The following is a 13,940-nucleotide window of genomic DNA, read 5'->3' on the forward strand; positions in this document are numbered from 1 at the left end:
GCAGGATCTCGTTGGCCTGACGTAACTCCCGGTTCTCGCGTTCCAGGGCTTTGAGGCGGTCAGCCATCTCGGTCGGCACGCCAGCACGCTTGCCGCTGTCCACCTCCGCCTTCTTTACCCACTCAAATAGCGTCTGCGGGACGCAGCCGATCTTCTCTGAGATCGACACGATGGCCGCCCAGCGTGATGAATGCTCGGCTTCGTGATCCTGCACCATCCGCACCGCCCGTGCGCGAACCTCGGGTGCAAACTTGTTCGTCGTCTTGCTCATATCGACTCCACTTACTCAGAAGTTGGAGCCTCCGGCAAACCCGGGGCGGTTCACTTCTATCCAGCTACGTGGCTATTACCCAGGTTAGGAAGATGCACCCAAACGGGGCTTTCTTGCCGGAAAAGGCTGTTAACGCTTCATCGGCGCAAGAGGCGGCCTGGATCGCTTCTGACAACTTCCCCGATACGCGGGAACTTTCAACGACGCCGCGCGATAACCATTATCTTGATTTAATTCCCGGCGCGGCGATGACGTGAACTGCGCTATTTTTCTGTTGAGACGTTGAAGAACACAGGAACGGCCGCCCGCGCGTTCCGTTCGGTTCCTAATCCAATACAGGACAGGAGAGCGCCGTCATGGTTGAACCGCACGACGATGCACCGCCCACGACATCCAAGCGTTCGGGCAAGCGTTCAGGTGCCGGCGAACAGGCGGCGGCGGAACTGGTGGAGCACAAGGGCGATACCCTGATCGGGCGTTCGGTCACGATCAACAGGGCGCGCGACGAACTCTATGCGGTGTGGCGGGACTTCGGCAATCTGCCGCGCTTTCTGGACAATGTCGAACGGGTGGACGTGATCGACGACCGCCGCAGCCATTGGGTCGTGAAGGCGCCGGGCGGAAAGACCGTCGAATGGGACGCCGTCATAACGCAGGAGCAGCCGGGCGAGATGATCGCCTGGGCTTCGACGGAAGGCGCGGAGGTCCCCAACAGCGGACGCATCGACTTTCGCGATGTGGGCGGGCGGGGAACGGTGGTCAGCGCGACCATCGTCTACGATCCGCCCGCTGGGTTTATCGGCAAGGTCATCGCCAAGATGTTTCAGCGCGAACCCGCCATCCAGGCGCGTCGCGATCTCAGGCGCTTCAAGCAACTCATGGAAACCGGCGAAATCGCAACCGCCGCGCGAACCCGCGAAATGCTAGGCAAGGAGAAGGATTGATGCGCGCGCTCACATGGCACGGCAAGCATGACGTCCGCATCGAAACCGTGGACGATCCCGAAATCCTCAATCCGCGCGACGCGATCATCAAGATAAGCTCGACCGCGATCTGCGGGTCCGACCTGCATCTTTACGACGGCTATATCCCGACGATGCAGGCGGGCGACATATTGGGCCACGAGTTCATGGGCGAAGTGGTCGAGGTGGGCGCCGGTTCGACGCTTCGGAAGGGGCAGCGGGTCGTCGTCCCGTTCACGATCGCCTGCGGCAACTGCTACCATTGCGGCAAGCAGCAATATTCGGCCTGCGACAACGGCAATCCGGCGGACAATCAGGACATCGCCCAGACGCTTTACGGCCATCCCATGTCGGGCCTTTTCGGATACAGCCACATGACGGGCGGCTATGCCGGCGGGCAGGCCGAATTTGTACGCGTGCCGTTCAGCGATGTCGGACCCATCGTCGTCCCCGAGGGCGTGGAGGACGACAGGGTGCTCTTCCTTTCCGACATTCTTCCGACCGGGTGGCAGGCCGCCGAATATGCGCAGATCGAGCCAGGCGACACGGTCGCCGTGTGGGGCTGCGGCCCGGTCGGGCTTTTCTCGGTGCAGAGCGCTTTCCTCATGGGCGCGGAACGGGTGATCGCCATCGATCATTTCCCGCATCGGCTGGAACTGGCGAAGCGGTTCGGCGCGGAGACGATCAATTTCGAGGAAAGCCAGACCTATGAGGCGCTGATGGAAATGACGGGCGGAATCGGTCCCGATGCGTGCATCGACGCTGTTGGACTGGAAGCGCATGGCTTTTTCGTCGACAACATCATCGACCAGATCAAGGCGTCGACTTTCCTTGGAACCGACCGGACCCATTCGATCCGTCAGGCCATCATCGCCTGCCGGAAGGGAGGGCGCGTTTCGATGCCCGCCGTCTATGGCGGCTTCGTGGACAAGTTCCCGCTGGGCGCCTTCATGGAGAAGGGGCTGACGCTCAGGACCGGGCAGACCCATGTCCAGCGCTACCTGCCCGCTCTCCTCAACGCCATTATGGAAGGGAAGATCGACACGACCTTCCTCATCAGCCACCGCCTGCCGCTGGAGCAGGCGCCGGAGGGCTACAGGATGTTCCACGACAAGCAGGATGAAGTGACGAAAGTGGTGCTGAAGCCCGGTCTCGACCGGATCGCAGCCTGAGAAAGGAACGAGAGGATGATACGCCATCTACTGATTACGCTGCCCGTCGCGCTGCTCGCGGCCTGCAACAATAATAACCGCGAACCCGTGATGCCGCCGGAGAACAACATCGCGAACGGCATGACGATGACCCCTCCGGCTCCCGCCCCGGCCGACGGGAACGCCGCCTATCTCGCCAAGGCGGGAGCAGGCGACCTGTTCGAGATTGAATCCTCGCGCGCGATCCTTGCCAAGACCGACGACAAGGCGGTCAAGGACTTCGCGAACATGATGATCGATGCCCATGGAAAATCGACCGCAAAGCTCAAGGCGGCGGCGGCCCAGGCTGGCATCGCGGTGGCGCCGCCCAGGCTGGAACCCGATCAGCAGGCGAAACTTGAAAGCATCAAATCGGCTTCGGCGGCAGAGGCGACGCGCGACTATCTGACGGCACAGCGGGAGGCCCATGCGGCCGCGCTCGCCCTGCACCAGGGATATGCGCGCAATGGCCCGACGCCCGCGCTCAAGACCGCCGCCGGTGAAATAGCGGGCGTGGTCCAGCAGCATATCGACAGGCTGGCCAAGCTGCCGAAATAAGGAGGTTCGCAATGGCGGAGAAATTCGGAATCGTCACCGGCGCTTCGACCGGCATCGGCTTCGAACTCGCCCACATCGTCTCCGGCTGGAAGAACAAGGTTCAGGCCGCCGCCGCGCATGTGACGCCGGCCTCGACGCTTGCCGAGCAACACCGCAAGATAGCCGACCCCGGAACCGCGAAGGATTAAAAGCGCATGGTGCCCCTGCCTTCGCAGGAGCACCATGTCGTAACTGGGATAGGAATGCCCTAGCTTCCCGCCTCGATATTGATTGGCGGCGCCAGAGGGTTGGTCTTTTCGGGCTTTCCTTTTTCGACCCGCTTGGCTGTCTTGTCGTCAACCTGCTGTTCGAGTTTCCGGGGAGCTTGTTTCCGGCTTTTTTTCATCGCAGCCTCCTTTCCTGCTTCAACCAACCGGGACGCCGCCTGGTTCACTCAGGCGCTCCCTTCCCGACAACATTCCGCATCATATCCAGCGCCACGCCAAGGGTGCCGATTCGTATCGGCCCCCGGCCGACATCGCCGAAATGCACTGCCTTGTGGATTGTCCCGCCATTCCTGACCGCGCAGGCGAGATGCACCAGTCCTGCCTCCTCGCCCTCCGGCGCTTCACCGGCATAGCCCGTCACCGCCAGCGCTATATCCGCATGGGATCGTTTGATCGCGCCCTCCGCCATCGCGACGGCCACGTCGCGGCTGACGGCGCCGCACGTTTCCACACAGGCGCGGGTGAGGCCCAGAAGCTCGCACTTGGCTTCCTTGCTGTAGACCACGAAGCCCCGTTCGAAGGCATGGCTGGCCCCTTCCACATCCGTAAGCAGGGACGCCAGCAAGCCGCCCGTGCAGCTTTCCGCCGTGGCGATCCGGAGCTTCTTTTCGCAGCAGGTCCGGAGCAGATCCTCCGCCGCCTCCTCGATGGAGGCCGGCAGGGCAGGGGAGAGAGTCTCGGTTGCCCCTTCACCCGTTTTCTTGCCAGGATTCATGCCGCCTTGCCCGCTTTGCCATGACGTGTTTCCGGATATCGATCCTCAACGAGAAGCCGGCCGGCATGTTCCGTCAGGGCCAGTCGATCCCGACTCTGAGGGCCGCAACGGCCGACGCAACCGGGTAAGGCTTCATGGCCAGGCGGCATTCATGCCACGTGGACGGCGCTGGGCTTTGCCATCGGCAATCCCGCAGCCTTGGCCTCGCCCAGCAATTCTTCCTTGCGGGCCAGCATCCGGTCGCGCAGGGCGATGAGGTCTACGTCCGTCCGGCGGCACTGGGCGAACATGCCTTCGGTAGGCATTTCCTCCTCGTGCACATGATGCTTTATCTCTTCGGACAGAACCTTCACCTTGGCATCATAAAAGTCCTCGCCAGGCGTTCCGGCCTCGATATCGTTGACGAGTATTTTCGCGCCGTCATGCTCTACATAGGCTTCGTCCAGCGTACTATCCTTTATCTTGCCCCTGAAAGCCGGATAAAAGATTTCCTCTTCGATGGTCGTGTGAATTTTAAGTTCGTTGCATATCTCATGCGCCAATTTCTGCTTGCGGTCCGCAGATCGCGCTTTCTCGAACTGGGCGAACAGATCCTCGACTGTCCTGTGATCGGCCTTGAGCAGGGCAATCGCGTCGGTAAAATTGGAGGTGGCCATGATTACTCTCCTCGGTTTCGAATGACCTAGGAAGATTCGAACCTCTGGAGAGTTCCTTGCTAACGATTCGCAGCGCGACGAACGGAGAGAAAACCGGACAAGGATCGGGTCCTCAAGCTGTTTCCGACGCGCCTTATTTCGCTTATGCCGTGGCTCATGGGGAGCTGTTTGGTATATTTGCCTCTCCCGCAGAAAAGGCCTGTTCCATGCAGAATTATGTTCCGCCCGTTGACGATTATCGCTTCCTGATGACGCAGGTGCTGGGGTTCGACGGCGCCATGGCGGAAATGGGGCTGGAGGTGGACAGCGACCTTGCGGCGACCGTGCTGGAGGAAGCGGGGCGCCTGTGCGCGGAACGGCTCCACCCGCTCAACCGCACGGGGGATGAGGAGGGCAGCCGCCTGATCGACGGCGTGGTGACGCTGCCGCGGGGTTTTGCCGATGCTTATCGGGAATTTCAGGAGGCGGGCTGGGCATCGCTGTCATCGGACCCGGAACATGGCGGGCAGGGGCTGCCGTTCATCCTGCAACTCTGGCTGGACGAGATGCTGTCGGCGACCAACCTGTCCTTCGGCCTCATCCCCGGCCTGACGCGCGGCGCGTGCGAGGCGATCAAGGCCCATGCGAGCGAGGAACTGAAAGCGGTCTACCTGCCGCCCATGGTGCGCGGCGAATGGACCGGCGCGATGGCGCTGACCGAAAGCGGAGCGGGCACCGACCTTGCCTTGCTCAAGACCAAGGCGGAACCGAGCGGCGAGAACGGCTATGCGGTGACGGGGACCAAGATATTCATCTCATCGGGCGATCACGACATCGGCGGCAATATCGTGCATCTCGTGCTGGCGCGCCTGCCCGACGCGCCCGCGGGCGTGAAGGGCATCAGCCTGTTCCTCGTGCCCAAATTCCTGCCCGATGCATCGGGCGGCTTCACCGTCCGCAACGCCATGTCCGTGGGCGCGCTGGAAAAGAAGATGGGCATCCACGCCCAGCCCACCTGCGTCATGAACTATGACGGCGCGACCGGCTGGCTGGTGGGCGAGCCGCATAAGGGCCTCGCCGCCATGTTCACCATGATGAATGCGGAGCGGCTGATGGTCGGCATTCAGGGGCTGGGCATAGCGGGCGGCGCTTATCAGCAGGCCGCCGCCTATGCCCGCGACCGCTTGCAGGGGCGCAGCGCCGATGGGTCGCGCGGTCCCGTGGCCATCATCGAACATGCCGATGTGCGGCGGATGCTGCTGGGCGTCCGCGCCTTTGTGGAGGCAGGCCGGGCGCTGGCAGGCTGGACCGCGCTGCAACTGGATCGCGCCCATCGCCATCCGGACGGAGCGGAGCGGGCCAGGGCGGATGCCCTCGTCGCGCTGCTTACCCCGGTCGTGAAGGCGGGCTTCACCGATTTCGGCTTCGAAAGCGCGGTGCAGGCGCAGCAGGTGTTCGGCGGCCATGGCTACATCCGCGAATGGGGCATGGAGCAATATGTCCGCGACGCGCGCATCGCCCAGATCTACGAAGGCACCAACGGCGTGCAGGCGATGGACCTTGTGGGCCGCAAGCTGCCGCTGGGTGGTGGCGCGGTGGCGCAGGGCTTTTTCGATATGATCGCCGCCGATCTGGAGGGGCAGGCCACGCCGGTCGCCGCCGGCACATGCGAAGCCCTGCAATTGCTCCGCGACGCCACCGCTGCCCTGCACGGGGCCGATGCGGATAGGCTGGGCGCGGCGGCGGTCGATTATCTGCGCCTCTTCGCGCTCGTCTCGATGGGGTGGATGTGGGCGCGCATGGCTGCTGCCGCGAAGGACGGCACGTCGGCCCATAGCGGCAAACGCGCGGTCGCGGATTTCTTCGCCCGGCGCATGTTGCCGCAGGCCAAGGGGCTGGCGGCGGCGCTTTCCGCCGGGGCGGAGCCGATCATGGCCTTGCCCGCCGACGCTTTCTGATCGCCGGACGAAACTTGTTGCAGGGGCGTCGCAACACGCTTATAGCGCGATTGCTTCCTTACATCGTCAAACATGTCGGGGTCGCGGGCGGGAACGCCTGCGGCGCGGAAGCCGCACATATTTGTTCCTGGAGACACCATGGCGGATATCGCCGAACTGACAGCGCTGATCGAACCGGAGGTGAAGGCCCTCGGCTTCGACCTCGTGCGAATCAAGCTGTTCGGCTCCGGCGACGAACATACGCTTCAGATCATGGCCGAACGGCCCGAAACGAAGCAGCTCGTCATCGAGGATTGCGCTGCCATCTCCCGCCGGCTGTCGGACGTGCTGGACGAAGCCGACCCGATCGAGGAGGCCTATCGCCTCGAAGTCAGCTCGCCGGGCATCGACCGTCCGCTGACCCGCCTGCACGATTTCATCGAATGGGCCGGGCATGAAGCGAAGATCGCGGCGACCGAAACCGTCGCGGGCCGCAAGAGCTTTCGCGGCCTTCTCCAGGGCGTTGACGGCGACAATATCCAGTTCAAGGACGTGAAGGCGGGAGAGGTTTCTATCCCCTTTGCGCTGGTGGGCGACGCGAAGCTGCTGCTGACCGACGCGCTCCTTTCTGCTACCATGCCGCTCTCCTCCGATGGAGCGGACGAGTTCGAAACCGAAGAGTAAGGGTTCACGACCATGGCCAACGCCATTTCCGCCAACAAGGCCGAGCTGCTCGCCATCGCGAACAGCGTTGCCAGCGAGAAGATGATCGACAAGGCGATCGTCATCGAGGCGATGGAAGATGCGATCCAGCGCGCCGCCCGTGCGCGTTACGGCGCCGAAAACGACATCCGCGCGAAGCTGGACCCGGAAAGCGGCGACCTGCGCCTGTGGCGCGTGGTCGAAGTGGTCGAGACGGTCGACGACTATTTCAAGCAGGTCGACCTCAAGCAGGCGCAGAAACTCAAGAAGGATGCCGTGGTCGGCGACTTCATCGTCGATCCTCTGCCCCCGATCGACCTGGGCCGCATCGACGCGCAATCCGCCAAGCAGGTGATCTTCCAGAAGGTCCGCGATGCCGAGCGCGAGCGTCAGCATGAGGAATTCAAGGATCGCGTGGGTGAGATCATCACCGGGGTCGTCAAGTCCGTCGAGTTCGGCCATGTCGTCGTGAACCTGGGCCGCGCCGAGGGCGTCATCCGCCGCGACCAGCAGATTCCTCGCGAAGTCGTCCGCGTCGGCGACCGCATCCGCTCGGTGATCCTGAACGTGCGCCGCGAAAATCGCGGGCCGCAGATTTTCCTCAGCCGCGCGCATCCCGAGTTCATGAAGAAGCTGTTCGCGCAGGAAGTGCCCGAAATCTATGACGGCGTGATCGAGATCAAGGCCGCCGCCCGCGATCCGGGCAGCCGCGCCAAGATCGGCGTCATCAGCCGCGATTCGAGCATCGACCCGGTCGGGGCCTGCGTCGGCATGAAGGGCAGCCGCGTGCAGGCCGTCGTGCAGGAAATGCAGGGCGAGAAGATCGACATAATTCCATGGAGCGAGGATACGGCGACCTTCGTCGTCAACGCGCTCCAGCCCGCGCAGGTCAGCCGCGTCGTCATCGATGAAGAGGAGGAGCGGATCGAGGTCGTCGTGCCCGACGATCAGCTTTCGCTCGCCATCGGCCGTCGCGGCCAGAATGTCCGCCTCGCCAGCCAGCTCACCGGCAAGGCCATCGACATCATGACCGAGGCGGACGCGAGCGAGAAGCGCCAGAAGGAATTCGTCATCCGCTCCGAACTGTTCCAGAACGAACTGGACGTTGACGAGACGCTTTCGCAGCTTCTGGTGGCCGAAGGCTTCGGCGAGCTGGAAGAAGTGGCCTATGTCGGCGTCGACGAATTGGCCGCGATCGAAGGTTTCGACGAGGATCTCGCCGCCGAACTGCAAAGCCGCGCGCAGGAAGCGCTCGACCGCCGCGAAGCCGCCGCCCGCGAAGAGCGTCGCGCTCTGGGCGTCGAGGATGCGCTGGCCGACATGCCGCACCTGACCGAAGCCATGCTGGTGACGCTGGGCAAGGCGGGCATCAAGACGCTTGACGATCTGGCCGACCTCGCCACCGACGAGCTGATCGCGAAGAAGCGCGTCGACCAGCGCCGCCGCCGTAGCGAAACGTCGGAGGACAAGGGCGGCATCCTGGCCGAATATGGCCTGTCCGAAGAGCAGGGCAATGAGATCATCATGGCCGCCCGCGCTCATTGGTTCGAGGGTGAGGAAGCGTAAAGCCTGATGCCCTTTGTCGATATCCGTCTGGCGGGAAACGCCACCCGTGAACAGAAGGCCGCGATCGTGGCTGACGTGACCCGGTCGCTCGTGGAGCGGCTGGGCAAGTCGCCTGCGGCTGTTCAGGTGGTGATTTCCGAAGTCCCGACGGAAAATTATGGAGCCGGCGGTCAATTGATCGCCGACCGAGCGGCTGTCTCGCAAGATATTGGGCCGCCAAGAGGGGAGGACGCCAATGCTGCGGTCACTTCCCGATGAGAGGCTAAGCGCCGACATCGCTGTCCGGGAAATGCGCTCCTGCGAAGGCAGGGGTGCAGCCCTGCCGTCCCATGCTTATGGAGAGGCGCGGGCATGACCGAACGCAAGTGCATAGTGTCGGGCGACCGCGCCGACCCGGACATGCTGGTCCGCCTGGCCCTCGGCCCGGATGGCGAAGTGCTGCCCGACATCCGCGCGAAAGCGCCGGGGCGGGGCGCATGGATAGGCGTCACCCGCGCCGATCTTGAAACCGCGCTGGCCAAGGGCAAGCTGCGGGGCGCGCTCGCCCGCGCGTTCAAGACCGGCGAATTGCAGATTCCGGACACGCTGCCCGACCTCATTGAAACGGGCCTTCGCAAGGCTTTGCTCGACCGGCTGGGGCTGGAGGCGAAGGCGTCGATGGTCCTCACCGGCTCGGAAAAGATCGAGGTTGCCTGCCGCAAAGGCATTGTCAATCTGCTCCTCCACGCCGCCGACGCGGCGGCGGACGGCAACCGGAAACTGGATCAGGCGCTGCGCGTCGGTAGGCAAGCGGAAGGCACGGATTTGGCAGGCATCGTCTTGCCTGTGGACCGCAGCGCCCTATCTATGGCAATGGGGCGGGACAATGTCGTCCATATCGCAGTGACCGACTCGCGAGCCGCGTCGCGTCTGCGTGCGGCTCTTGGCCGCTTGGAAAGCTATCTGGGTTGCGCTACCGGGGCGCCGGTGCATGGGGAGAGGGACTCCGCCAATGCGCTGGGCGCCTGAGCAATATGGAATAATGGCGCCGGCGGGCCTCTCCGGCCGGATTGGAAGTGAAGGGTTAAGTTCAGTCGTATGAGTGACAGCAAGGAAGACAAGCCGGTTCTGGGCCGCAAGCCGCTGGGGATCAAGCGCACGGTCGAGTCCGGTCAGGTGCAGCAGCAGTTCAGCCATGGCCGCAAGAATACGGTCGTGGTTGAGGTGAAGCGGCGCCGCGTCCTGGGCAAGCCGGGCGAAAGCACCGGCGCAGCCGCGCCTGCGCCTCAGCCCGATCCCACGCCCGCGCAGGCCCCCGCCGCGCCCGCGCCGCAGCAGCAGCGTGCGCCGCAACCCGCCGCGCCCGCTCGCCAGGCCCCGCCGCAGAACCTGATGTCGCGTCAGGAATTGCAAGCCAAGCTGCTGCGCGAAGCGGAGGAGGCGCGCATGACCGCGCTGGAGGAAGCGCGCCGCCGCGAGGACGCCCAGCGTCAGGCCGCGAGCGAGGAAGAACGCCGCCGCGCCGAAGAAAACCGCGCCGCCGCGCAGGCTGCCGAAGCGCAGGCCGCGCGCGTTGAAGAAGAGCCGAAGGGCGCACAGGACGCCGCGCAGGCAGCGGCTGCGCCTGCCGCGCCGGAAGAGCCCGCAACGCCCGCCCCGGCTCCTGCCGAAGCGAGCGAGCGTCCGGCGCAGTCCGCGCCGCCGCCGCGCCGTTTCACGCCGGTCACGCCTGCCAAGCGCCCCGAACCGGCCAAGCCCGACCGCGCCAAGCGCGGCGACGACAACCGCCGCCAGTCCGGCAAGCTGACCGTCACCCGCGCTCTGGCGGACGACGACAGCGCGCGCGCCCGCTCGCTCGCCGCGTTGAAGCGCGCCCGCGAAAAGGAACGCCGCGCCCATTATCAGGGCGGCGCGCAGCAGCGTGAAAAGCAGGTCCGCGACGTGGTGGTGCCCGAAAGCATCACCGTGCAGGAACTCGCCAACCGCATGGCCGAAAAGGGCGCGGACCTGGTGAAGGCCCTGTTCAAGATGGGCACCGCCGTCACGCTCAACCAGCCGATCGACCAGGATACGGCGGAACTGCTGGTGGAAGAATTCGGCCACCGCATCCAGCGCGTATCCGAAGCCGACATCGAAATCGGCATGGAAGGCGAAGCGGATGCGCCCGAAACGCTGAAATCCCGTCCTCCCGTGGTCACGATCATGGGCCATGTCGACCATGGCAAGACCAGCCTTCTGGACGCTCTGCGCGGCACGGATGTCGTGGCGGGCGAAAGCGGCGGCATCACCCAGCATATCGGCGCCTATCAGGTGAAGACCAAGGGCGGCGACACGATCACCTTCCTCGATACGCCGGGTCACGAGGCTTTCTCGGAAATGCGCGCGCGCGGCGCGAACGTCACCGATATCGTCATCCTGGTGGTGGCTGCGGACGACGGGCTGATGCCGCAGACGATCGAGGCGATCAACCACACCAAGGCCGCCGGCGTGCCGATGATCGTCGCGATCAACAAGGTCGACAAGCCTGAAGCCAATCCCCAGCGCGTGCGCGAGCGCCTGCTGGAGCATGAGGTCGTGGTCGAGGATATGGGTGGTGAAGTGCAGGACGTCGAAGTGTCCGCGCTCAAGAAGACGGGCCTCGATGAACTGATCGAGAAGATCCTGCTTCAGGCCGAACTGATGGAACTGACCGCCAACCCGGATCGCGCGGCCGAAGGCAATGTGATCGAGGCGCAGCTCGACAAGGGGCGCGGCGCGGTCGCGACCGTTCTGGTCCGCCGCGGCACGCTCAAGGTTGGCGACACTTTCGTCATCGGCGCGGAAAGCGGCAAGGTCCGCGCTCTGGTCAACGACAAGGGGCAGCAGGTGAAGATCGCTGGCCCGTCGACTCCGGTCGAGGTGCTGGGCCTGTCGGGCGTTCCGCTCGCGGGCGATCAGCTGACCGTCGTGGAAAACGAAGCCCGCGCCCGCGAAGTCGCCGCCTATCGTCAGGAACAGGCGACGCGCAAGCGGACGACTGCGGCTCCGACCAGCTTTGAACATATGTTCTCGGCGCTCAACACGACCGTCATCGAATATCCGGTGGTGGTGAAGGGCGACGTGCAGGGATCGGTCGAAGCCATCGTGTCCTCGCTCAACCGCATCTCGACCGACGAGATCAAGGTCCGCATCCTCCATTCGGGCGTGGGCGCGATCACCGAAAGCGACGTCACGCTGGCCGCGGCCAGCCGCGCGCCGCTGATCGGCTTCAACGTCCGTCCCAATGCGAAGGCGCGCCAGTTGGCGGAGCGCGAAAAGATATCGCTGCGCTATTATGACGTGATCTACGACCTCTTGGAGGAAGTGCGCGGCGAAATGGCGGGGCAGCTTGCGCCTGAACGTATCGAAACGATCGTCGGCCGCGCCGAGGTGCTTCAGGTCTTCCCGGCGGGCAAGAAGGACAAGGCGGCGGGTCTGCTGGTGCTCGACGGCATCATCCGCAAGGGGCTGTCCGCGCGTCTCACCCGCGACGATGTCATCGTTTCGCGCACGCACATAGCGTCGCTGCGCCGCTTCAAGGACGATGTGTCCGAAGTCCGCGCGGGCATGGAGTGCGGCGCCGTGCTCCAGGACACGAACGACATCAAGCCCGGCGATACGCTGGAGCTGTTCGAGGTCGAGGAACGCGCTCGCACATTGTAAAACATGAAGTGCGTCATCCCGGCGGCGCGAGCCAAGGCCTGCCGCCGGGATGACGAGGATTTGCTATGGCTCAACAACCAGAAGGCCCCTCCGTCCGCCTGCTTCGCGTGGGTGAACAGGTGCGTCATGTCTTGTCCGAAATCCTGACGCGCGGCGACGTGCATGACGATGTGCTGGCCAGCCATGTGGTCAGCGTCACCGAAGTCCGTATGTCCCCGGACTTGCGCCATGCGACGGTGTTCGTGAAATCCCTGCTGGGGACGGATGAGGAAGCGGTGCTCAAGGCGCTGCGGACCAACACCGCCTATCTCCAGCGGGAAGTCGCGCATCGCATCCGCCTCAAATATGCGGCGAAGCTCAAATTCCTCGCGGATGAGAGCTTCGACGAAGGCAGCCATATCGACCGGCTGCTGCGCGATCCCAAGGTTGCCCGCGATCTGGAAACGCCCGAAGAGGATTGATCCGTCCGCGCGTGAGGCCGGGGGCTGACAGCGCCGCTCATGCACGATAGAGGCGCGCGGATGCACGGCTGGATCATCCTCGACAAACCCCATGGTCTCGGTTCGACGCAGGCGGTGAGCGCTGTCAAGCGCGCCTTGCGCCAAAGCGGCTCGGGCAAGATGAAGGTCGGCCATGGCGGCACGCTCGATCCGCTGGCGACGGGCGTGCTGCCGGTCGCCATCGGGGAAGCGACCAAGCTCGCCGGGCGGATGCTCGACAGCGACAAGATCTACGATTTCACGGTGGCGTTCGGCGCGCAGACCGACACGCTCGATCTGGAAGGGCAGGCGATCGCGACCAGCGCCATTCGCCCGACGCTGGCGCAGGTGGAGGCGATCCTTCCCCGCTTCACCGGTCCCATCGAACAGGCCCCGCCCGCTTACTCCGCGATCCTGATCGACGGCCGGCGCGCCTATGACCTCGCCCGCGCGGGACGGGATGTGGAGATGAAGACGCGGGCGGTGACGATCCATTCCCTGCTTGTTTCAGCATCCATCGCGCCTTCAGGAGCGGAATTGCGCGAGGAGGAATGGACCCTGAACCAGGGTCAGGGTGACGATCCGATTGAGGCGATCACTCTCACCGCCCATGTCTCCAAGGGCACCTATATCCGCAGCCTCGCGCGGGACATTGCGCTGGCGCTGGGCACGGTGGGGCATGTCACGATGCTGCGCCGGGTCAAGGCGGGGCCGTTCACCCTCGCAACCGCGATTTCGCTGGACAAGTTGGACGAAGCTGCTAGGGGCGGCGGCATCGGCGGGCTTATGCTGCCGTTGACGGCGGGGCTGGACGACATCCCGGCTCTCCCCGTCTCTCCCGATGAAGCGCTGATGCTCCGGCAGGGGCGGGTGCTGATCGGGAAACCGCATACCGGCTTGTTACTGGCGATGGAGGGCGGCACGCCCGTCGCGCTGGTGGAGGCCAGTGGCCCGGAGATCCGGGTGGTGCGCGGCTTTAATCTCTAGTTGAAGAAAGGA

General features: G+C 64.3%; 16 protein-coding genes and 1 pseudogene. 13 read left to right on the forward strand and 4 right to left on the reverse strand.

Translation table 11 applies throughout. The features are described 5' to 3' along the window. Window positions 1–271, reverse strand: a 271-nt coding sequence (locus tag IQ35_RS17005) for a transposase (protein WP_145072078.1), incomplete at its 3' end; no start/stop codon positions are given. Window positions 272–384: 113 nt separating this feature from the next. Here IQ35_RS17005 and IQ35_RS17010 point away from each other — a divergent pair. From IQ35_RS17010 to IQ35_RS17030, 5 genes and pseudogenes are all read left to right on the forward strand, one after another. Then, on the forward strand, window positions 385–528 hold the full coding sequence (locus IQ35_RS17010; RefSeq protein ID WP_158636696.1) for a hypothetical protein: 144 nt from the start codon (window positions 385–387) through the stop codon (window positions 526–528). 99 nt (window positions 529–627) lie between these two features. Beyond that, window positions 628–1,215 (forward strand): SRPBCC family protein, encoded by a 588-nt coding sequence (locus IQ35_RS17015; RefSeq protein ID WP_145075233.1) that lies wholly within the window; start codon window positions 628–630, stop codon window positions 1,213–1,215. Then, complete coding sequence (locus tag IQ35_RS17020) at window positions 1,215–2,405, forward strand: zinc-dependent alcohol dehydrogenase (RefSeq protein ID WP_021243135.1); 1,191 nt, start codon at window positions 1,215–1,217, stop codon at window positions 2,403–2,405. Before IQ35_RS17015 ends, IQ35_RS17020 begins: the two co-directional genes overlap by 1 nt. A 15-nt stretch (window positions 2,406–2,420) precedes the next feature. Beyond that, window positions 2,421–2,981 carry a DUF4142 domain-containing protein gene (locus tag IQ35_RS17025; RefSeq protein ID WP_021243134.1) on the forward strand — a complete coding sequence of 187 codons (561 nt, stop codon included), beginning with the start codon at window positions 2,421–2,423 and terminating at the stop codon, window positions 2,979–2,981. Window positions 2,982–3,049: 68 nt separating this feature from the next. Continuing rightward, a pseudogene (locus tag IQ35_RS17030) lies at window positions 3,050–3,169 on the forward strand (SDR family NAD(P)-dependent oxidoreductase); the annotation flags it as partial. A gap of 59 nt (window positions 3,170–3,228) precedes the next feature. On the opposite strand, the gene IQ35_RS17035 reads toward IQ35_RS17030, so the two are convergent. From IQ35_RS17035 to IQ35_RS17045, 3 genes are all read right to left on the reverse strand, one after another. Continuing rightward, entirely contained in the window at window positions 3,229–3,414 is a 186-nt protein-coding gene (locus tag IQ35_RS17035) for a hypothetical protein (protein WP_145075236.1), read from the reverse strand. Then, window positions 3,411–3,962 (reverse strand): CinA family protein, encoded by a 552-nt coding sequence (locus tag IQ35_RS17040; protein ID WP_021243131.1) that lies wholly within the window; start codon window positions 3,960–3,962, stop codon window positions 3,411–3,413. Before IQ35_RS17040 ends, IQ35_RS17035 begins: the two co-directional genes overlap by 4 nt. Before the next feature lie 149 nt (window positions 3,963–4,111). Further along, window positions 4,112–4,618, reverse strand: a complete 507-nt coding sequence (locus IQ35_RS17045; protein ID WP_145075239.1) for a hemerythrin domain-containing protein — start codon at window positions 4,616–4,618, stop codon at window positions 4,112–4,114. A 206-nt stretch (window positions 4,619–4,824) separates the two neighbouring features. On the opposite strand from IQ35_RS17045, the gene IQ35_RS17050 reads away from it, so the two are divergent. The 8 genes from IQ35_RS17050 to truB all read left to right on the forward strand — a co-directional run bounded on the left by IQ35_RS17050 (window position 4,825) and on the right by truB (window position 13,928). After that, the gene (locus IQ35_RS17050) at window positions 4,825–6,555 is read left to right on the forward strand and encodes an acyl-CoA dehydrogenase family protein (RefSeq protein ID WP_021243128.1); all 1,731 of its coding nucleotides are present in this window, start codon (window positions 4,825–4,827) and stop codon (window positions 6,553–6,555) included. A gap of 138 nt (window positions 6,556–6,693) precedes the next feature. After that, entirely contained in the window at window positions 6,694–7,218 is a 525-nt protein-coding gene (rimP, locus tag IQ35_RS17055; protein WP_021243127.1) for a ribosome maturation protein RimP, read from the forward strand. 12 nt (window positions 7,219–7,230) lie between these two features. Beyond that, a complete protein-coding gene (gene nusA, locus IQ35_RS17060) occupies window positions 7,231–8,802 on the forward strand; it encodes a transcription termination factor NusA (RefSeq protein WP_021243126.1) in 1,572 nt (523 codons plus the stop codon). A 6-nt stretch (window positions 8,803–8,808) separates the two neighbouring features. Beyond that, window positions 8,809–9,060 carry a tautomerase family protein gene (locus IQ35_RS17065; RefSeq protein ID WP_021243125.1) on the forward strand — a complete coding sequence of 84 codons (252 nt, stop codon included), beginning with the start codon at window positions 8,809–8,811 and terminating at the stop codon, window positions 9,058–9,060. Between the two features lie 93 nt (window positions 9,061–9,153). After that, window positions 9,154–9,810, forward strand: coding sequence for a DUF448 domain-containing protein (locus tag IQ35_RS17070; RefSeq protein WP_021243124.1), 657 nt, complete (start codon window positions 9,154–9,156; stop codon window positions 9,808–9,810). 69 nt (window positions 9,811–9,879) lie between these two features. Next, window positions 9,880–12,462: a translation initiation factor IF-2 gene (gene infB / locus IQ35_RS17075; protein ID WP_145075243.1), complete on the forward strand. Its 2,583-nt coding sequence runs from the start codon at window positions 9,880–9,882 to the stop codon at window positions 12,460–12,462. 65 nt (window positions 12,463–12,527) lie between these two features. After that, on the forward strand, window positions 12,528–12,923 hold the full coding sequence (gene rbfA, locus IQ35_RS17080; protein ID WP_031290592.1) for a 30S ribosome-binding factor RbfA: 396 nt from the start codon (window positions 12,528–12,530) through the stop codon (window positions 12,921–12,923). Window positions 12,924–12,983: 60 nt separating this feature from the next. Next, window positions 12,984–13,928 (forward strand): tRNA pseudouridine(55) synthase TruB, encoded by a 945-nt coding sequence (truB, locus tag IQ35_RS17085; RefSeq protein ID WP_145075282.1) that lies wholly within the window; start codon window positions 12,984–12,986, stop codon window positions 13,926–13,928. Window positions 13,929–13,940 lie beyond the last annotated feature (12 nt).

It is taken from the genome of Sphingobium wenxiniae (assembly GCF_007830065.1).
Taxonomy (GTDB): domain Bacteria; phylum Pseudomonadota; class Alphaproteobacteria; order Sphingomonadales; family Sphingomonadaceae; genus Sphingobium; species Sphingobium wenxiniae.